General features: G+C 71.7%; 5 protein-coding genes. All 5 read left to right on the forward strand.

Annotated elements, in window-relative coordinates:
• Window positions 1-44 precede the first annotated feature (44 nt).
• Genes ACZ50N_RS13175 through ACZ50N_RS13195 form a run of 5 tightly spaced genes read left to right on the forward strand, consistent with a single transcriptional unit; the run spans window position 45 to window position 21,832 of the window.
• On the forward strand, window positions 45-1,793 hold the full coding sequence (locus tag ACZ50N_RS13175) for an AMP-binding protein (RefSeq protein WP_464475560.1): 1,749 nt from the start codon (window positions 45-47) through the stop codon (window positions 1,791-1,793).
• Complete coding sequence (locus ACZ50N_RS13180; protein WP_464475561.1) at window positions 1,790-6,574, forward strand: SDR family NAD(P)-dependent oxidoreductase; 4,785 nt, start codon at window positions 1,790-1,792, stop codon at window positions 6,572-6,574. The genes ACZ50N_RS13175 and ACZ50N_RS13180 overlap by 4 nt, the downstream gene beginning before the upstream one ends.
• A 5-nt stretch (window positions 6,575-6,579) precedes the next feature.
• Window positions 6,580-11,994, forward strand: a complete 5,415-nt coding sequence (locus ACZ50N_RS13185) for an SDR family NAD(P)-dependent oxidoreductase (protein WP_464475562.1) — start codon at window positions 6,580-6,582, stop codon at window positions 11,992-11,994.
• Window positions 11,994-17,402, forward strand: coding sequence for a type I polyketide synthase (locus tag ACZ50N_RS13190; RefSeq protein ID WP_464475563.1), 5,409 nt, complete (start codon window positions 11,994-11,996; stop codon window positions 17,400-17,402). The genes ACZ50N_RS13185 and ACZ50N_RS13190 overlap by 1 nt, the downstream gene beginning before the upstream one ends.
• Complete coding sequence (locus tag ACZ50N_RS13195; RefSeq protein ID WP_464475564.1) at window positions 17,399-21,832, forward strand: type I polyketide synthase; 4,434 nt, start codon at window positions 17,399-17,401, stop codon at window positions 21,830-21,832. The genes ACZ50N_RS13190 and ACZ50N_RS13195 overlap by 4 nt, the downstream gene beginning before the upstream one ends.
• Window positions 21,833-21,855: the final 23 nt, after the last annotated feature.

The following is a 21,855-nucleotide window of genomic DNA, read 5'->3' on the forward strand; positions in this document are numbered from 1 at the left end:
GACACGCGAGACCATGTCGGGAGATGTTTGCGAAAGGATCACTGATGCCAGCACTGACGGCGCCCACCGTGACGACCATTCCCGCGCTCCTCGCCGACCGTGCGCAGCAGCAGCCCGACGATGACGCGTACACGTTCTTCGACTACGAGGCCGACCCCGCGGGCATCGCCGAGACGCTGACCTGGTCCGAGGTGCACCACCGCGTCCGCGTGGTGGCCGCGAAGCTGGCCACCCTCGGCTCCCCGGGCGACCGCGCCGTGGTCCTCGCGCCGCAGGGCCTGGAGTACATCATCGGCTTCCTGGGCGCGATCGAGGCCGGGTTCATCGCGGTCCCGCTGACCATGCCGCAGCTGCGTCAGCACGACGAACGTGTCACCGGCGCGATGAAGGACTCTCAGCCCGTCGCCGTGCTGACCACCTCGGCCGTCGTCGACGACATCCGCCATTACGGTCAGCTCGACCGCCAGCGCGCGCCGAAGTTCCTCGAGGTCGACACGCTGGACTTCGATTCGCCGCTGCGGCCGGCCGCGCCGGTCGCCCTGCCTAAGACCGCCTACCTGCAGTACACGTCGGGCTCGACCCGGCTGCCCGCCGGTGTGGTGGTCAGCCACCGCAACGTGCTGGTCAACGTCGCCGAGCTGCTCACCGACTACTACGAGGCCTACCCGGACGGGCGGGCGCCCGAGGACACCACGGTGGTGTCGTGGCTGCCCTTCTATCACGACATGGGCCTGATCGTCGGCGTGTTCATCCCGATCATGCTGGGCACCCCCGCCGCGCTGATGAGCCCGATCTCGTTCATGCAGAAGCCCTCCCGGTGGATGCAGCTGCTCGGCTCCCACCCCAGCGCGTTCACCGCGGCCCCGAACTTCGCGTTCGAGCTCGCCGTCAAGCGGACCAGCGACGACGACATGGCCGGCAAGGACCTCAGCACCGTCGCGGTGATGATCAACGGCGCGGAGCGCGTGCACGGCACCACCGTGCGACGGTTCAACGAGCGCTTCGCCGCGTTCGGGCTGTCCGACGCCGCGATGCGCCCGTCGTACGGTCTGGCCGAGGCGACGGTCTACGTGGTGGCCACGGCGGGCGGGCGGCCGCCGACGTCGGTGCGGTTCGACTACGAGAAGCTGGCCGCGGGGCAGGCCGTGCGCAGCGAGGTCGCCGATGACGGTACCGAGCAGATCGGGCTGGGCGTTCCGCGGACCACCACGGTACGGGTGGTCGATCCGGAGACTCTGACGGAGAACCCGGCAGGCACGATCGGCGAGGTGTGGCTGCACGGTGAGCACGTCGCCGGCGGCTACTACCAGAACCCCGAGCTGACCCAGAAGCTGTTCTCCGGGCAGCTGGCCGAGCCGAGCGCCGACACCCCGAAGGGCCCGTGGCTGCGCACCGGCGATCTCGGCGTGATGTTCGACGACGAGCTGTTCATCGTCGGTCGCATCAAGGACCTGCTGATCGTCGACGGCCGCAACCACTACCCGGACGACATCGAGGGCACGGTCGCGGAGTTCACCGGGGGCCGCGTCGCAGCGATCTCGGTGCCCGACGGCGCCAGCGAGAAGCTGGTGGTGATCGCCGAGCTGAAGAAGCAGGTCGATCCGGCGCAGCTGGATGCCGTCACCCAGCAGGTCACCTCGGCGATCTCGATGACCCACAGCGTGCGGCTGGCCGACTTCGCGCTGGTACCGCCGGGTTCGCTGCCGCTGACCACCAGCGGCAAGGTCCGCCGCGCGATGAGCGCCGACCTGTACCGCGACAACAAGTTCAACCGGTTGGACGCCACTAGATGACCTCTGCTTTCGACGAGGCTGCTGTTCGTCGCTGGTTGACCGACTACCTGGTTGAGAACAACGGTTGCAGTCCTGAGCACATCGCGCGCGGCGCCTCCATGCACGACCTGGGGGTGGGCTCGCGCGACGCCGTGGTGCTGACCGGCGTGCTGTCGGAGTACCTGGGCAGGCCGGTGTCCCCGGTGGATTTCTGGCAGTACCCGACCGTCGACGCGTTGGCGAAGTTCCTCACCGGCGGCGAGGTCGAGCCGGTCGAGGGCGCTGTCGGCGTGGGGACGAGCGGCCCCGGAATCTCCACGGACGAGCCGATCGCCGTGGTCGGGCTCGGGCTGCGGCTCCCGGGCGGCGCTGAGGCCGACGGCAACATCGAGGGCCCGGACGCGTTCTGGGACTTCCTGACCGAGGGCCGGTCCTCGGTGGTCGAGGTGCCCGCCGAGCGCTGGGCGCCATTCGACGACGGCACCGCCGACGGCGCCTCGGCGCTGGCGAACACCACCCGCTGGGGTTCCTATCTGCGCGACGTCGACGCGTTCGACGCCGAGTTCTTCGAGGTGATACCGCGCGAAGCCATGCGGATGGATCCGCAGCAGCGGCTCCTGCTGGAGGTCACCCACGAGGCGCTGGAGAACGCCGGCATCCCCGCCGACACGCTGGCCGAGACCCGCACCGGTGTGTTCGCGGGTGCGAGCGCCGCGGACTACGCGCAGCTCGGCGCCGCGGACCTGAGTGCGATCGACGCCTGGTACAGCACCGGCGGGTCGATCAGCATCATCGCCAACCGCGTCTCTTACTTCTTCGATTTCCGCGGCCCGTCGGTCACTGTGGACACCGCGTGTTCGTCGTCGCTGGTCGCGATCCACCTGGCGTGCCAGAGCCTGCGAACCGGCGATTCGGATGTGGCGCTCGCCGCGGGCGTGAACCTGCTGCTGTCGCCGGCGGGCACGCGCAGCCTGGACCAGGCCGACGCGATGTCCAAGACCGGGCAGTGCCATGCGTTCGACGCCTCCGCGGACGGGTTCGTGCGCGGCGAGGGCTGCGGGGTGGCGGTGCTCAAGCGGCTCTCGGATGCGCAACGCGACGGCGACCGGGTGTTGGCGGTGATCCGGGGGTCGGCGGTCAATCAGGACGGCCGGTCCAACGGGCTGATGGCGCCGAACCCGTCGGCGCAGATGGCCGTGCTGCGCGCCGCGTATGCCGCCGCCGGGGTGGATCCCCGCGAGGTGGACTACGTGGAGGCGCACGGCACCGGCACGCTGCTGGGTGATCCGATCGAGGCGCGCGCGCTGGGCACGGTGCTCGGTAAGGGTCGGCCCGCCGACCGCCCGCTGCTGGTGGGCGCGGTGAAGTCGAACCTCGGGCACCTGGAGGCCGCGGCCGGTATCGCCGGATTCGCCAAGGCCGTGTTGTCGTTGCAGCACAACGCGATTCCCGCCAACCGCGGATACGAGACCCCGAACCCGCACATCCCGTTCGACAAGCTGCGGCTGGCCGTGGTCGCCGAGCCCACGGACTGGGCGCCGGCCGGCCGGCCCCGCCGGGCCGGGATCTCGTCGTTCGGTTTCGGCGGCACCAACGCCCACGTCGTCATCGAGCAACCGCCGGTTGCCGCGCCCGTCGAGCCCCCGGCCGAGACTGCGGTGACCACGCTCGTCGTGTCGGGCCGTACGCCCGAGCGGGTTGCCGCCCAGGCGGAGATGTTGGCCGAGTGGATGACCGGTGCCGGCGCGGAGGCGTCGCTGGCCGAGGTCGCGCATTCGGTGAACCATCACCGCTCCCAGCATCCGACGTTCGCGACCGTGGCGGCGCGCACTCGCGCCGATGCGATCGCGGGCCTCCAGGCGCTGGCTGCCGGTCAGTCCGCCGCGGGGGTGGTCCTCGCCGGCGCCGCCGTCCCGAAGCCGGGCACCGTGTTCGTGTATTCGGGTCAGGGGTCGCAGTGGGCGGGGATGGGTCGGCAGCTGCTGGCCGATGAGCCGGCGTTCGCCGCGGCGGTGGCCGAGATCGAGCCGGTGTTCGTGGAGAAGGTCGGTTTCTCGCTGCACGAGGTGATTGCCGAGGGCCGTGCGGTCAGCGGGGATGCCGAGGTGCAGCCGGTGCTGATGGGTCTGCAGCTGGCGTTGACCGAGTTGTGGCGGTCCTACGGCGTGCATCCGGATGCGGTGATCGGGCACTCGATGGGCGAGGTCACCGCGGCCGTCGTCGCGGGGGCGTTGAGTCTGGCCGACGGTCTGACGGTGATCGCGGCCCGCTCGTCGATCATGTCCCGGCTCGCCGGCCAGGGCGCCGTCGCGCTGCTCGCTGTCGACGAGGACACCGCGGCCGCCCACATCGCGGCCCATCCGAGCGTCGAGATCGCCGGCTATCTGTCCCCGCGCCAGACCGTCGTCGCCGGCCTACCCGACGAGGTCGACGCCGTGATCGCCGCCGTCGGCGCGCAGAACGCGTTCGCGCGCCGCGTCAACATGGTCGTCGCCTCCCACACCGCGCTGATGGACCCGGTGCTCGCCGACATCAAGGCCGCGCTGTCGGACATCACGCCCGCCGCGCCGACACTGACGTTCCTGTCGACGGTCACCGATCCCGGTCAGACGCCGACGCTCGACGCCGACTACTGGGTGGCCAATGTGCGTCAGCCGGTGCGGTTCAGCCGCGCCGTCGCCGCCGCGGCCGCCGACCACGGCACGTTCGTGGAGATCAGCCCGCACGCCACGATGGGTCAGCCGATCGCGACGACCCTGGCCGACGAGGCCGGCATCCTCTCGATCGGCACGCTGGCCCGCGACGCCGACGACACCGTCACGTTCCACACGAACCTCAACGCGACCCACACCTCCCGGCCGCCGCAGACCCCGCACCACGGCGAGCCGCATGTGGTGCTGCCCGCGACCCCGTGGCAGCACACCCGGCACTGGGTGGACGTGCGGCCGCTGCGGCGCGCCACCGAGGGGGTCCAGGGCACCCTCCCCGCCGACGCCACGGTGCCGGCGGAGTGGTTCTGCGATCTCACCTGGCCGGCGAAACCGCTTGTCGCGCAACCCCATACGGCCGAGCAGGCCCGGTGGTTGGTGGTCGGTGACGTTCGCGTCGGAGACGCGATGGCCCACCTGCTGGGCAGCCCGGTCACCACCCGTGCCGCCGCCGACGACGGTCTCGCCGAGGCCATGGCCGCGGCCACCCACGTGCTCTACGCGCCGGACGCCGGCGACGCCGGCGACCTGGGTTACGGCCTGTTCGAGACCGGGCGTGCCATCGCCGCGGCCGCTGCGGCGAGCCCGACGCCGCCGGCGGTGTACCTGCTCACCCGCAACGCCCAGCCCGTCAACGAGGGTGACCGGGCCGATCCCGCCCAGGCGGTGCTCTGGGGGCTCGGCCGCACGCTGGCCCTCGAGCATCCCGACATCTGGGGCGGCCTGATCGACGTCGACGCCTCCGTTCCGGCCCCGGTGGCCGCCCGCTGGCTGCTCGCCGAGGCGCACGCCGGCGACGGCGAGGACCAGGTGGTCTACCGCGCCGGCGCACGGCGGGTCGCGCGGCTGGTGCACCAGCTGCCCACCGCCCCGGCGAGCGCCGGACTGAACCCGGACGTGGCGCACCTGGTGATCGGCGCCACCGGCAACATCGGGCCGCGGCTCATCGAGGAGCTCGCTCGGATGGGCGCGAAGACCGTCGTCGCCGTGTCCCGGAACCCCGGCGGCCGGCTCGACGCGCTGACCGCGCGGCTGGCGGCGGCGGGCACCACCGTGGTCACCGCGGCCGCCGACGCCGCCGACGAGGCGGCGCTGCGCGCACTGTTCGACCGGTTCGGCAAGGATCTGCCCCCGCTGGGCGGCATCTACCTCGCCGCGATGAGCGGCGGACCGGTGACGCTGGCGGAGATGACCCACGACGACGTCGTCGCGATGTTCCGCTCCAAGATCGACGCGGTCGCACTGCTCGACACGCTGTCGCTGGACCACCCGGTCGAGCAGTTCGTGCTGTTCTCCTCGATCTCGGGCATCCTGGGCTCGCGTTGGCTGGCCCACTACGCGGCGACGACGACGTTCCTGGACACGTTCGCGTTCGCACGGCGCGCCGCGGGGTTGCCGGCGTGCGCGATCAACTGGGGGCTGTGGAAGTCGCTGGCCGACGTGCAGACCGGTTTCGAGAAGCAGGCCACCGCCGAGTCCGGTCTCGAGCCGATGCTCGACGACGTGGCGATCTCGGCGCTGCGGCTGTTCACCGGGCCGGGCGCACCCGCCCGGGCGACGGTGGTCGCCGCCGACTGGCCGCGCCTGGCGGCGGCCTATCACACCCGTGCGCAGCTGCACATCCTCGACGACCTGCTGGCCGACGACGCCACGACGACGGCGTTGACCGGGGACACCGCGTTTCGGACCGCGTTGCGTGACGCACCGCCCGAGCAGCGCAAGGATTTGCTGGGCGACCACGTCGGAGCGCAGGTCGCGGCGGCGATGGGCCTGGCCTCGGCCCACACGCTGGACCCGACGGTGGGCTTCTTCCAATTCGGCATGGATTCGCTGATGAGCGTAACGTTGCAGCGCTCGCTGAGCGAAAGTCTGGGGGAGGTGCTGCCCGCTTCGGTCGTCTTCGACTATCCGACCATCGAAGCGCTCACCGATTATCTGGCGTCGGTGCTGCCTGAGATAATCGAGACCGCCGGTAACGACGACGAGGTCGCCGGTGCCCGCCAGGACGGTGACCTGGACGGGGATGACGAGGATGCCTACGACGACCTGGCCGAGGACGAACTGCTGGCCAGGCTCTCGGAACGATTGAATTGAGTGTGATGACCGCAAGCTCAGGATCGCCCGGTTCGGGCGCCGCGCCGGACCGTCGGGCGATCATCACCGAGGCGCTGCGCAAGATCGACGACCTCACCGCGAAGCTGGCGGCGGCCGAGAAGGCCGAGACCGAGCCGATCGCCGTGGTCGGCATCGGCGCGCGCCTGCCCGGCGGCGTCGCCGATGCCGACCAGTTCTGGCAGTTCCTGCTCGACGGTGGCAACGGCGTGATCCGGGTGCCGGCCGACCGCTGGGACGCCGACGAGTACTACTCGCCCGACCACAGCGTCCCCGGCACCATCTGCAACCGCGAGGGTGGCTTCCTCACCACGTGGGCGCCCGACGAGTTCGACGCCGAGTTCTTCGCGATCTCGCCGCGTGAGGCCGCAGGCATGGATCCCCAGCAGCGGCTGCTGATGGAGGTCGCGGTCGAAGCGCTGGAGAACGCGAACATCAGCCCCCGCAGCCTGCGCGGCTCGTCGACCGGTGTGTTCGTCGGCCTCACCGCCAACGACTACTTCCGCTCGATCATCGGCACGCTCGAGCCCGACGAGATCGACCCCTACATCCCGTTCGGCAACGCGCCGAACTTCGCGGCGGGCCGGCTCTCCTACTTCCTCGGCGTGCGCGGTCCGGCCGTGGTCAGCGACACCGCGTGCTCGTCCTCGCTGGTGTCGATCCACCTCGCCTGCCAGAGCCTGCGCCGCGGCGAGAGCGACCATGCGCTGGCCGCCGGGGTGAACCTGATCCTGAGTCCGGAGAACAACATCGCGTGCTCGCGCTGGGGCATGCTGTCGCCGGCGGGCAGGTGCGCGACGTTCGATGCCGGCGCCGACGGCTATGTGCGCAGCGAGGGCTGCGGGGTCGTGGTCCTCAAGCGCCTGTCCGACGCGCAGCGCGACGGCGACCGGGTCCTCGCGGTCGTGCGCGGGTCGGCGGTCAACCAGGACGGCGCCAGCAGCGGCCAGACCGTGCCCAACGGCCCGGCCCAGCAGGAGCTGATGCGCACGGCGCTCAAGAACGCCCGGCTGAATCCGTCCGACGTCGACTACGTCGAAGCGCACGGCACCGGCACCGGGTTGGGCGATCCGATCGAACTCGACGCGCTCTCGGCGGTCTACGGCGACCGCAAGGACGCCGCCCCGCTGGTGCTGGGTTCGGTGAAGACCAACCTCGGCCACCTGGAGTCCGCGGCAGGCGTCACCGGCTTCATCAAGACCGTGTTGAGTGTTCAGCACGGCCACATCCCGAAAATGCTGCACTTCTCTGCGCTCACCCCGCAGGCCGGCGAGGGTGCGAAGAAGTTCCACATCGCCGCCGAGGAGATGCCGTGGCCGGCCCACGACGGGCCACGCCGCGCCGCCGTCTCGTCGTTCGGGGTCAGCGGCACCAATGCCCACATCGTCATCGAGCAGGCGCCCGAGCCGAATGCTGTTGAGCCGCAGCTGGAACCGCCCGTCAGCACACTGGTGGTGACCGGCAAGAGCCCGGCGCGGATCGCGTCGCTGGCCGGCGCCCTGGCCGACTGGCTGGGCAGCCCGGCGGCCGACGGGGTCAGCCTGGCCGACGTCGCCGAGACGCTGAACCACCGCCGCGCCCAGCACCCGCGCTTCGCCACCGTCGCCGCGACCGACCGCACCCAGGCCGTCGCCGGCCTGCGCGCGCTCGCCGAGGGCTACCCGGCGCCGGGGGTCGTGCCGGTGCACGACGGCGCCTGCGGAACCGGCGCCACGCCCGGCACCGTGTTCCTGTACTCCGGGCAGGGCTCGCAGTGGGCCGGCATGGGCCGCCGCCTGCTGACCGAGGAGCCCGCCTTCGCCGCGGCGGTCGACGAACTCGAACCCGACTTCGTGGCCCAGGCCGGTTTCTCGCTGCGTCAGACGCTGGAGTCCGGGAAGACGGTCGTCGGCATCGACCGGATCCAGCCGGTGCTGGTGGGGGTGCAGCTGGCGCTCACGGCGCTGTGGCGGTCTCACGGCGTGACGCCCGATGCGGTGATCGGCCACTCGATGGGTGAGGTGACCGCCGCCGTCGTGGCCGGCGCTCTGAGCCCGGCCGACGGGCTGAAGGTGATCTCCACCCGCTCCCGGCTGATGAAGCGGCTCTCCGGGCAGGGGGCGATGGCGCTGCTCGAGCTCGACGCGGCGGCCGCCGAAGAGCTGATCGCGGGCTACGACGGGCTGACCGTCGCGGTGTACGCGTCGCCGAACCAGACCGTGATCGCCGGCCCGCCCGATCAGGTGGACGCCGCGATCGCGGTGGTCGACGCGCAGGACAAGCTGGCGCGCCGCGTCGATGTCGACGTGGCCTCACACCACCCGATCATCGATCCGATCCTCGACGAGTTGCGCAGCGAGCTCGCCACGCTGGCACCGCGTACGCCGACCATCCCGGTGCTCGTCACCACCGACGGCAGGCCGACCGACGGCACCAATGTCTTCGACGCCGATCACTGGGTGGCCAACCTGCGCAACCCGGTGCGCTTCGCCCGTGCAGTCGCGACGGCGGGCGCCGACCACAGCCTGTTCGTCGAGGTCAGCCCGCATCCGCTGCTGGGGCATGCGATCAAGGACACGCTCGCGACTCAGCACCACCACAGCCTGGGCACGCTGCAGCGCGATGCGAACGACACGCTGACCTTCCGTACCAACCTCAACGCCACGCACACGACGCGGCCGCCGAAGACGCCGGTGCGGCCGGGTCCGCGCGTGCAGATCCCGACCACGCCGTGGCATCACGCGCATCACTGGATCCAGACGAAGGCGATGCGTGCCGCCGACGGTGCGCCGGTCCAGCCGCCGGCCGCCGCCGCCGAGGGCGGCCACCACGAGTGGCTGCACGAGCTGGCCTGGCCGGTACGCGACCTGGGCGGCGAGCGTTCCGACGCCACCTTCGCCGTCATCTCGGACGACACCGAGCTGGCGGCCGCGCTGGGTGCTCGGGCACTCGGTCTCGACGAGGTCACCGGTGTGGGTGCCGCCGATGCAGTGGTCTATGCACCCGCTGTCCCGGCGCGGCGCTTCGACGCTGCTGCCGCGTACCAGATGTTCGACGAGCTTCGCCGGATCGTCGTCGCGCTCGTCGGAATGGATTCCGCGCCAAAGCTTTTCGTGGTCACCCGCAACGCCCAGCCGGTCGCCGAGGGCGACCGGGCCAACCCGGCGCATGCGGTGCTGTGGGGTCAGGGCCGCACGTTGGCCCTGGAGCACCCCGAGTTCTGGGGCGGGCTGCTCGACGTCGACGAGACGCTGCCCGCCGAACTGCTGGCTGCCTATGTGCGCACCGAGGCCGCGGAAGCCCTCGTGGCGACCGGCACCGATCGTGACGATCAGGTCGTCTACCGCGCCGGTGAGCGGCGGGTGCCACGGCTGCAGCCGCGGGCCCTGCCCGCCGTCGCGGTGAACCGGCTCGAGAGCAACACCAGCCATATCGTCGTCGGTGCCACCGGCAACGTCGGCCCGTACCTGATCCGCCAGCTCGCCGACATGGGCGCGGCGACCGTGGTCGCCGTGTCACGGCGTGGCAGCGGCCTGGCCGATCTCGCCGCCGAGGTGGCGGCCACGGGCACCACGCTGGTCGAGGTCGCCGCCGACGCGGGCGACGACGCGGCGATGGCCGCGGTGTTCGAGCGTTTCGGCCGTGACCTGCCGCCGCTGGACGGCGTCTACCTCGCCTCACTCGCCGGCGGCGAAGCGCTGCTGACCGACATGACCGACGACGACCTGCGGCCGATGTTCCGGGCCAAGGTCGACGCCGCCGCGGTGCTGCACAAGCTGACGCTGACCACGCCCGTGCGGCGCTTCGTGCTGTTCTCCTCGATCACCGGGCTGCTCGGTTCCCGTGCGGTCGCCCACTACACGGCGGCCAACGCGTTCGCCGATGCGTTCGCCTACGCGCGGCGCGCGCTCGGTCTGCCGGCCACGGTCGTCGACTGGGGGCTGTGGAAGTCGTGGTCGGACGCCCAGCCGCAGATGAAGGCCGCCGGGCTGGAACCGATGCCCAACGACGTCGCGATCCGCATGCTGCCGACGGTGCTCAGCCCGCAGGCCGGTACGCAGATCGTGCTCGCCGGGGCCGACTGGCCGCGGCTGGCCGAGGCCTACCGGATGCGGGCCGCGGTCAAGGTGCTCGATCGGCTGGTCAGCGGACCCGGCGAGGATGCCGATCTGTCCGCCGTCGCGGCGCCGCAGTGGGGCACGGTGCTCGGTGAGCCGGCCGAATCGGCAGACCACGAGCACCTGTGGCAGGCCCGCCTGCTGCCCGGCGAACGCACCTGGGCGAACGCGCACCGGGTGCGCGGCGTCGAGGTCGTGCCGGTCTCGGTGGTGCTGCACACGCTGGCCGTACTGGCCGAGAACATCGGTGCCGGAAGGGTTCCCGGAGACGTCCGGTTCGAGTACCCGATCCTCGCCGATGCCCCGAAGGTGATCCACGCGGTCGCCGACGGCGACGCGCTGACCATCTGGTCGAGCGCCACCGCCGACGCCGCCCCGCAGCGCTGGACCCGGCACGCGAGCGCCACGCTGACGGCCGCCCCGCAGCAGCCGCCCCACGGTGATCAGAGTCCGGTCGGCACGGTGTTCGACGGTGCGGCGATCGAGGAGATGCAGCGTGCCTGGGGCGTGGAGGGCCGGCCGTTCACCTGGACCGTCGCCGACGCCACGGCAACCACGGCGGGGTCGCGCGGCACCGTCGAGGTGCCCGACATCGAGTCGCCCGCCGCAGCCCTGCTCGATGCGGCCGTGCACGTGGCGCGCCTCGCCGACGCCGACAACGCCGCCCTGCTGTTGCCCGCGGGTGCGGAGAGCCTGGCCGAGTCGGACGACGCGGCGGCGGGCACGGCCACGATCGAGGTGTTCCGGCGCAGCGGCGACGGGCCTGTTCTGGTCGTCGACGCCCAGGTCACCGGCCCCGACGGCACCGTCTGGGTCGACGTGCGCGGGTTGACGTTCGCGCCCGTGGAATCCGCACCGGCGCCCGCAGCCAACGAAAATGTGGCTGCCGCAACGGAATTCATCGACTGGTCGACTATGTCGGCCAAGGACACGGTCGAGACGCTGCGGGTGCGGTTGCGCGCCATCCTGGCCCGCGAGCTGGGCATGCCCGAGGCCGCGGTCGACGTCGACTCGGCGTTCCCCGAGCTCGGCCTGGATTCGATGATGGCGATGAACCTGCTGCGTGACGCCAAGGCGCTGGTGCGCATCGACCTGTCCGCGACCATGCTGTGGAACCACCCGTCGATCGCGCAGCTGTCGCAGTTCGTGGCCGAGTTGCTGGCCCCGACACAGCAGGCCGCACCCGAGCCGGAGGAGGAGCCCGAGGAGGCCGACGACTCCGACGAGTTCAGCCTCGACGACCTCTTCGACAGCATCGAATCTTCCGTCGAGTCGGCCAACGCCGGCAGTGAGGGCACCATCTGATGACGACCCCCAAGCCAAAAACCCCCACCATCAAGACCACCTTCGACCGGATCTCGGCGATGTCCGCCGAGCAGCGGGACAAGCTGGCGGAACAGTTCGAGAAGGCGTCGCGGGTCGCCGGGGCCGAGCCGATCGCCGTCGTCGGCATCGGCTGCCGGTTCCCCGGCGGGGTCACCGGGCCCGACAGCTTCTGGCAGCTGCTGGAGAGCGGCACCGACGCGGTCACCGTGGTGCCCGCCGACCGATGGGACGCCGAGGCGTTCTACGACACCGACATGAGCGTGCCGGGCCGGATGCCCACCAAGTGGGGCGCCTACCTGAACGACATCACCGGCTTCGACGCCGACTTCTTCGGCATCACCCCGCGTGAGGCGATGTCGATGGATCCGCAGCAGCGGGTGGCGCTCGAGGTGGCGTGGGAGGCGCTGGAGAACGCCGGTTACGCCCCCGATCAGCTGGGTGAGACCCGCACCGCGGTGATGCTCGGCGTGTACTACAGCGAGTACCACAACGCATCGCCGGAGAACGCCGACGCGATCGACGCCTACTCGGCCACCGGCAACGCGCACAGCGTCACCGTCGGCCGCATCGCCTACCTGCTCGGCCTGAAGGGCCCGGCAGTCGCGGTGGACACTGCATGCTCGTCGTCGCTGGTGTCGATCCACCTGGCCTGCCAGAGCCTGCGCATGCGCGAGAGCGACCTCGCGCTGGCCGGCGGCGTCAATCTCAACCTGCGTCCGGAAACCCAACTGGCGCTTGCCAAGTGGGGCATGCTCTCGCCGCACGGGCACTGCTACGCGTTCGATTCACGCGCCGACGGGTTCGTGCGCGGCGAGGGCGCCGGTGTCGTGGTGCTCAAGCGCCTCACCGACGCGGTGCGCGACGGGGACCGCGTGCTGGGCGTCGTGCGCGGCTCGGCAGTCAACCAGGACGGCCGCTCCAACGGCCTGACCGCACCCAATGCGCCCGCGCAGCGCGACGTGCTGACCCGCGCACTGAAGTCGGCGGACGTCGCCGCGAGCACCGTCGACTACGTCGAATGCCACGGCACCGGAACGGCTCTGGGTGATCCGATCGAGTTCGACGCGCTGGCCGCGATCTACGGCAAGGGCGACGTCCCCTGCGCGCTGGGCACCGTCAAGACCAACATGGGCCATCTCGAGGCGGCCGCCGGCGTGGCCGGGTTCATCAAGACCGTGCTCACGCTGGCGCACGGCACGATCGCGCCGAACCTGAACTTCGACAAGTGGAACCCGCAGATCGATCCGAAGCCGACGCGCCTCTACGTGCCCACCGAGTCGACGCCGTGGCCGGCCAGCGATCACCCGCGCCGCGCGGCGGTGTCGTCGTTCGGCTTCAGCGGCACCAACGCCCACATCGTGCTCGAGCAGGGCCCGGAACCGGCGCCGTCGGCCGTCGACCCCGCCCCGGCGGTGACCACGCTAGTCGTGTCCGGCAAGACCCCGGCGCGGCTGGCCGCCTCGGCGCAGTCGCTGGCCGATTGGCTGGCCGGCGACGGTGCTTCGGTGCCGCTCACCGACGTCGCCTTCACCGTCAACCACCACCGCAGCCGCTACTCGACCATCGCCACGGTGTGCGCACGCACCCACGCCGAGGCCGTCACCGGTCTGCGCGCGCTGGCTGCGGGTACGCCGGCGCCCGGCGTGATCGGCGCGCACGACGCTCGCCTCGGTAAGGGCACCGTCTTCCTGTACTCCGGGCAGGGCGCGCAGTGGGCCGGCATGGGCAAGACGCTGCTGGCCGAGGAGCCCGCGTTCGCGAAGGCCGTCGACGAGCTGGAACCCGCGTTCGTCGACAAGGTCGGCTTCTCGCTGCGCCAGACCCTGGAAGCGGGGGAGCCGGTCGTCGGCATCGACCGCATCCAGCCGGTGCTGGTCGGTATGCAGCTGGCGCTGACCGAGCTGTGGCGCTCCTACGGCGTCGAACCCGACGCGGTGATCGGTCACTCGATGGGGGAGGCGACCGCCGCCGTCGTCGCCGGAGTACTCACCCCTGCCGAGGGTTTCGACATCATCGCCACCCGCACGCGGCTGATGAAGCGGTTGTCCGGCCAGGGCGCGATGGCGCTGCTGGAGCTCGACCCCGCCGCCGCGGAGAAGCTGATCGCCGACAAGCCCGACGTGACGATCGCGGTGTACGCCTCTCCCAAGCAGGTCGTCGTCGCCGGTCCGCCCGAGCAGGTCGACGAGCTCGTCGCCACCGTCGACGCGCAGGGCCGGCTGGCCCGCCGGGTCGAGGTGGACGTCGCGTCGCACCACCCGACCATCGACCCGGTGCTGCCGGAGCTGCGCGAGGCGCTGGCGTCGCTGACGCCGGCCGCCCCGAAGATCCCGCTGATCTCGACGGTCGCCTACACCGGCGATGCGCCGATGTACACCGCGGACTACTGGGCGGCCAACCTGCGCAACCCGGTCCGGTTCAGCCAGGCCGTGCACGAGGCCAGCGCCGAGAACAGCGCATTCATCGAGATCAGCCCCCATCCGCTGCTCGCCCACGCGATCAGCGACACGCTGGCCGCCCAGTCGGTCAGCAAGCGGTTCCATGTCGGGTCCACGGTGAACCGGGACAACCCCGAGACGCTCGCCTTCCACGCGCAGCTCGCAGCGATCCGCCCGCCCGCGGTCAGCGCCGAGGGCGCGGCCGGCCGGCTCGTCGACGTCCCGCCGACGGCGTGGCAGCACGTGCCGTTCTGGCTCAGTGACCGCGCCGGCGCGCCGCAGTACGCGGGTGCGCACCCGTTGCTCGGCGTGCACGTCGAGCTGCCGTCGGGCAACGGGCACGTGTGGCAGTCCGATGTCGGCACCGACGCGCATCCGTGGTTGGCCGACCACGTCGTGCACAGCCTGCCGGTGATGCCGGGCGCCGGCTTCGCCGAGATCGCTCTCGCCGCAGCGCAAGAGGCGCTGGGCCTGCCCGCCACCGGCGTGGCGGTCTCGGTCGAGGTCGAGGCGATGCTGCCACTGGATCCGCAGACGAAGCTGACCACCCAGGTCAGCACCGGTGAGGACGGGGTGGCGCGGGTCGAGATCCACTCCCGCTCCGAAGCGGGCGGCTGGACCCGGCACGCCGTCGGCACCGTCGCCGCAGCCGAGCCCGAGACACCGGCCAAGGTGCTGCCCGCCGCGGGCGCCACCCCGGTGTCCCCGTCGGACTTCTACACCGCACTGCGGCGCACCGGCGCACACCACGGCCCGGCGTTCCAGGCGCTCACCCGGATCGCCCGTGCTGCCGACGCTGCCGACACCGAGATCGAGCTGCCGGAGTCGGTGACGCCGCAGCGCGGGATCACGCTGCATCCGGTGCTGCTCGACGCCGCACTGCAGGGCCTGGCCGCCGCGATGAGCGATACGACGCTGGCCGATTCGGGCGAGGACACCTACCTGCCGGTCGGCTTCGGCACGATCCGGGTGTTCGGGGACGTGGGCCGCCGGGCGCACTGCCGCGCCGAGTTGGTCAGTGTCGCCGACAGCGGGGACGCCACCGGCCGGGTCACGCTGACCGACGACACGGGCACCGTACTGGCTCGTGTCGACGACGTGGCGCTCAAGCGCATTCAGCGCCGCACGGTGCCACTTCCGTTGTCGCAGAAGATCTTCGACTCCCGCTGGGTGGAGTCCGCCGCACCCGCCGCGCAGGCGGTCACCGGCAGCTGGCTCGCGCTGGCCGACGGCGCCGCGGGCCAGGCGGCGGCGCAGGAGTTCACCGAGCGGTTCGGCGGCCCGACGCGACGCGTCGTCACCGCCGACCTCGGCGACGAGTCGGCGGTGCGGGAGGCGTTCGCCACCGCGACGGCCGACCCGGATCTGCCGCCGGCCGGCGTCATCGTGTTCGGCGACTTCGGGACCGCGACCGAGATCGAGACCGGCCTCGCGCACGCCCGCGACGTGATCTGGGGCGTGGCTGGCACGGTGCGCGCCATCGTGGGCAGCTGGCACGGCAAGGCGCCGCGGCTGTGGCTGGTCACCCAGGGTGGTCTGGTCACCGCGCCGGCCGACGGTCCCGGCAACCCGGCCGCCAACAGCCTCAAGGGGCTGGTCCGGGTGCTGGCCTACGAGCATCCCGACCTGAAGACCACGCTGCTCGACGTCGGCGCCGACGATCCGGCCGGGGCGCTGAGCACGGAGATCGAGGGCAACTCGGCCGACGACGTGGTCGCGTGGCGGGGCGGCACCCGCCTCGTCGAGCGGCTGGCACGTGCCGCGCTGCCGGCCACAGCCGGGCAGCTGACGGTCCGCAAGGACGGCAGCTACGTGGTCACCGGCGCGCTCGGCGGTGTCGGTATGGCCGTCGTGCGCTGGCTGGTCGGCCATGGCGCGGGCCGGCTCGTGCTCAACGGTCGCAACGGACCCTCCGAGGAGGTGGCCGCCGAACTCGACACCCTGCGCCAGCGGGCCGAGATCGAGGTCGTCACCGGCGACATCGCCGACGCGGGCGTGGCCGGACGTCTGGTCGCGGCCGCCGAGGAGACGGGCAAGCCGCTGCGCGGGCTGATCCACTCGGCTGCGGTGCTCGAGGACGAGATCTTCGTGGGCATGACCCGGGAGAGCCTGGACACCATCTGGGCGCCCAAGGCCCTGGGTGCGCTGCGCCTGCACGAGGCCACCGTGGGCAAGGACCTGGACTGGTGGGTCGGGTTCAGCTCGATCGTGTCGCTGCTCGGCTCGCCCGGGCAGGCGGCCTACGCGGCGGCCAACGCCTGGTTGGACGGTCTGGTGTCGGCGCGGCAAGCGGCCGGGTTGCCGGCCATCGCGGTCAACTGGGGTCAGTGGGCCGATGTGGGTCTGGCCAGCACGCTGCGGTTCTCGGTGCTCGACCCGATCAGCCCGGCCGAGGGCGTCGACGCGCTCGGCGGGGTGATGGCCGCGGGTCTGCCCCGTGTCGGCATCGCCCGGCTGCGGCTGGACCGGGCCGCCGCCGCGTTCCCCGAGATCCACCAGATCGGGTTCTTCACCGACATGGTCGGCGAGCTGCAGACCGACGACATCGACGAGGACTGGGGTGGCGCCGAGGCGCTCAAGTCGATGGACGCCGCCGAGGTGCACCGGGTCGTCGTGGCCCGGCTGCGCCGCCGCATCTCGGCCATCATGGGGTACTCCGACGACAGCGCGGTCGACGTCGCGCAGCCGCTCACCGAGCTGGGACTCGATTCGTTGATGGCGGTGCGGATGCGCAACACCATCCGCGGTGACTTCGGCGTCGAACCACCCGTCGCGCTGCTGCTGCAGGGCGCGTCGCTGACCGACCTCGCGGTGGACCTGATCCGTCAGCTCGGCCTGGAGGAGCAGGAGTCCGCCGAGCGTCCCAACGCCCTGCGCGAGCGTGCTCAGCAGCGCGCCGCCGCGCGTCAACGTGCCGCATCGCGGCGAAAGGTAGGACCACGATCGTGACGAGCAGTACGGGCGAGCAGGAAATCCCGGACAACGCGATCGCCGTCATCGGCATGGCCGGGAAGTTCCCCGGTGCGGATTCGGTGTCGGCGTTCTGGCGCAATCTGCGCGCCGGGGTGGAGTCGATCGTCGACCTGTCGGAGAGCGAGCTGCTGGCCAACGGCGTCACCGAGCGCGCGCTGGCCAATCGCGGCTATGTCCGCCGGGCCGGCTTGATGCCGGGCATCGAGGAGTTCGACGCGGACTTCTTCGGGTTCACGCCGTACGCGGCGCGGATGCTCGACCCGCAGCACCGGCTGTTCCTGCAGGCGGTGTTCCACGCGCTCGAGGACGCCGGCTACGACCCCCACGGTCTCCAGTCGACCGTCGGCGTGTTCGGCACCAGCAGCTCCAGCGGCTACCTGCTGCACAACCTGATGTCGAACTTCGACCCGATGATGGTGATCGGCCAGGGCGCCAGCTTCGAGATGGTGAACCTGAGCCTGCAGAACGACAAGGATCACCTGGCCACCCGGGTGGCGCACCAGTTCGACTTCCGCGGCCCCGCGCTGTCGGTGGCCACCGCGTGCTCGTCGTCGCTGGTGGCGGTGCATCTCGCGTGCCAGTCGATCCTCAACGGCGAGTGCGACATCGCGCTGGCCGGCGGGTCGTCGCTGCGCATCCCGCACCACGTCGGCTACTGGTACGAGCAGGGCGCGATGGTGTCCCCGACGGGGCAGTGCCGGCCCTTCGACGTGCGCTCGGACGGCACGATCTTCGCCAGCGGTGTCGGTGTGCTGGCGCTCAAGGCGCTGCCCGACGCGATCGACGACGGCGACCGCATCCACGCGGTGATCCGCGGGTCGGCGCTGAACAACGACGGCGCGACCAAGATGACGTACGCCGCGCCCAATGCGCTGGGCCAGGCCGAGGTCATCGCCGAGGCGCACGCGATCGCCGGGGTGGACGCCTCGTCGATCACCTACGTCGAGACGCACGGCACCGGCACCCCGCTCGGCGATCCGATCGAGGTGGAGGGCCTGCGCCAGGCGTTCGAGCTGGCCGAAGAGACCCGCAGTGCGCCGTGCTATCTGGGTTCGGTCAAGTCCAACATCGGCCACCTGGAGACGGCGGCCGGTATCGCGGGGTTGATCAAGGCGATCCTGTGCCTGGAGCACAAGGCGATCCCGGCGACGCTGCACTACACCAGCCCGAACCCGGAGCTGCACATCGACCGCGGGCCGTTCCGGATCCGCAACGCCGACGGGCCGTGGGAATCCGACGGCATTCGCCGCGCCGGCGTCAGCTCGTTCGGCGTGGGCGGCACCAACGCCCACATCGTGCTGGAAGAGGCGCCGTTGCGGCCGGCCCCGACGCCCAGCGCGAAGCCGCAGGTGCTCGTGCTCTCGGCGCGCACCCAGGAGGCGCTGGCGCAGTCACGCGCAGCCCTGGCGATCGAATTGGCCGACAGCGACGACGTCAGCCTGCCCGACGCCGCCTACACGCTGACCCGCCGCCGCAAGGATCCGTTCCGGCTTGCCGCAGTGGTGCACGACCAGGCCAACGCCGCGACGGTGCTCTCGGCGACCGAGACGGACAACGTGTTCGAGGGCCAGGGAGTCACCGATGCCGAGGAGTCCGGCGACCGGGTGGCGTTCCTGTTCCCCGGCCAGGGCGCTCAGCACATCGGGATGGCCCGCGGCCTCTACGACACCGAGCCGGTGTTCGCCCGCCACTTCGACGAGTGCGTGGCCGGGTTCAACGAGCTGATGGGTTACGACCTGCGCGCCGAGATCTTCGACGGCGTGGGCCGCAACCTCGAGCACACCGACCGCGCGCAGCCCGCGCTGTTCACCGTCGAGTACGCGCTGGCGAAGCTGCTGCAGTCGTACGGCGTGGAGCCCGCGATCATGGCGGGCCACAGCATCGGCGAATACGCCGCGGCCACGATCGCCGGGGTGTTCGACCTCGACACCGCGATCAAGGTCGTCGCCAAGCGCGCCCAGTTGATGCACGCCGCCCCGCGCGGCGTCATGGTCGCGGTCCCGCTGAGCCCACAGGCCGTCGCCGATTACCTCACCGGCGACGTCGACGTCGCGACCATCAACGATCCGGGCAGCTGCGTGGTGGCCGGAAGCGACGAGGCGATCCGCACGTTCCAGGCCGCGTTGGCCGAGAAGGGCGTCGCGGCGCGGCGGGTGCGCACCTCGCACGCGTTCCACTCCCGGCTGATGGACCCGGTGGTCGCCGAGTTCAGCTCCTTCCTGTCCGGCGTGACGCTCAACGAACCACGAATTCCGTTGCTGTCCAACATCACCGGCACGACGATGTCGACGGCCGAGGCCACCAATCCGAACGCCTGGGCGCGTCAGATCCGCGCCACGGTGCGCTTCGCCGACGAGCTCGACCTGCTGCTGTCCGCCCCGGACCGGGTGCTGGTGGAGGTCGGTCCCGGCGGCACGCTGACGTCGTCGGCGGGCCGGCACCCGCGCTGGTCGGAACGCCACCGCGCGGTGCGGATGATGCGACACCAGGCGCAGAACCGCAGTGACGGCGACACGTTCCTGCTCGGGCTGGGTCAGCTGTGGGCCGCAGGCGTCGACGTGGATTGGACGCCGGCCTGGACCCCAGGGGCCAACGATGACGCCGAGCCGCAGCTGGTCACGCTGCCCGGCTATCCGTTCGCCAAGCAGCGGCACTGGGTCGAGCACAACGCGAATGCCGCGTGGCTCAATGGCTCGCCCAACGGAGTCGCCCTCGACGGCGCAGCCCCCGCGGCCGCACCGGCCGCGGCGGGCGGTGCGTCGTCGGTCGAGACCGTGCTGGCGCAGGTGTGGGCGCAGTGCCTCGGCCTGCCCGACATCGACCGCAACGCGAACTTCTTCGAGATCGGCGGTGACTCGCTGATCGCGATCAGCGTCGCGATGACCGCGGGACACCGCGGACTGGACCTGACCCCGCAGGATCTGTACGAGAACCAGACGGTGTCGTCGCTGGCGAAGGTGTTGTCCGCCCGCTACGCCGAGGGTGGCCTGGCCCGGCAGTCGCTCGACGACGTCGTCACCCCGCCGGTGCCGCCGAACGTCGCGTACTTCCTCGAGCACGGCCTGCGCGACGTCGGCCGCTGGCGGACCCCTGTGGTCCTGGGCCTGCGTGCCGACATCGGCGAGGACGACGTGCGGGCGGTGCTGACCGCGGTCAGCGCGGCCCACGATGCGCTGCGGGTGCACCTCGTGGAGCGGTCCGGTACGTGGGAGCAGCACATCGCCGAACCCGGTGAGTTCACCGAGCTGATCGTGCGCGCCCTGCCCGACGGGGTGGCAGCAGGTAGCCCGCAGGAGCGCGAGGCCGTCCACGCGGCGCTCGACGAGCAGGTGCGCGAGCATCAGCTGCTCACCGCGCCGCTGACCGCGACGTTCCTGCGTGGCGCGCATGGGAGCCGGAGCCACCTGGCGCTGACCTTGCACGGGGTGGCGAGCGGACCGGGCGACGACGGCACGTCCCGCGACGTCCTGCTCACCGATCTGGTCACTGCGTTCTCACAGCGGATGGCGGGGGAGGAGATCACCCTCGCGCCGGTGCCCACGTCGTGGCGCGAGTGGTCGCAGCGTTGCGCCGGGCTGGCCACCCACCCGGCGGTGCTGGACAGCCGCGACTACTGGCTGCAGGTCGCCCGCGCGGCCACGGTCACCGTGGCCGGACCCGAACCGAGCGAGCGACCCGGCGCCGACGATCTGGTGCGCCTGTCGAGCGCGCTATCACCCGCCGAGACCGGCGAGATCGACGACACCCGGCGGCGGTTGCGGCTGCCCGTCGAGGAGATCCTGTTGGCCGCGCTGTCCCGGACCGTGGCCGCGACGGTCGGCGACGGCACGGTGGCCGTCGACCTCGGGGGCCGCGGCCGGTCGGTGCTCAAACCCGACGTCGACCTGCAGCGCACCGTCGGGTGGTTCTCCACCCTGTACCCGGTGGCGCTGCCCGCCGCGCAGCAGACGAGCGCGCCGGCGCTGCTCGATGACGTGCGGGAGACGCTGAAGGCAGTGCCGCACTACGGCATCGGCTACGGGCTGTTGCGCTACCTGTACGCGCCGACCGCCCGGGCGCTGGCCGACACCCGCTCGGCGGACATCCTGTTCACCCACGTCGGCACCATCCCCGACGTGCCCGCCGAACAGCCCGACGACGCCGCGGTCCGGTTCGACGCCGACACCGCGATGCCGATCCGGGACGCGCTGCCCGGGTTGGGGCATGCGCTGGAACTGCGGGTGTATCGCTCGGCCGGGGTGCTCTACCTCGACTGGTGGTACGACAGCCGGCGGCTGGGACCCACCGATGTGGAATCCTTTGCCCGGCAGTACTCGAGCGCGCTGCTGGAGATCACGCGGGAGGCACAGGCCGCCGAGGACGCCGACGCGGCCGGAGACGAGCTCGCGCTCGTCGACCTCTCGTGACACGACGCAACCGGGCAGGAGGA

The sequence above is a fragment of the Mycolicibacterium obuense genome (genome assembly GCF_055397605.1).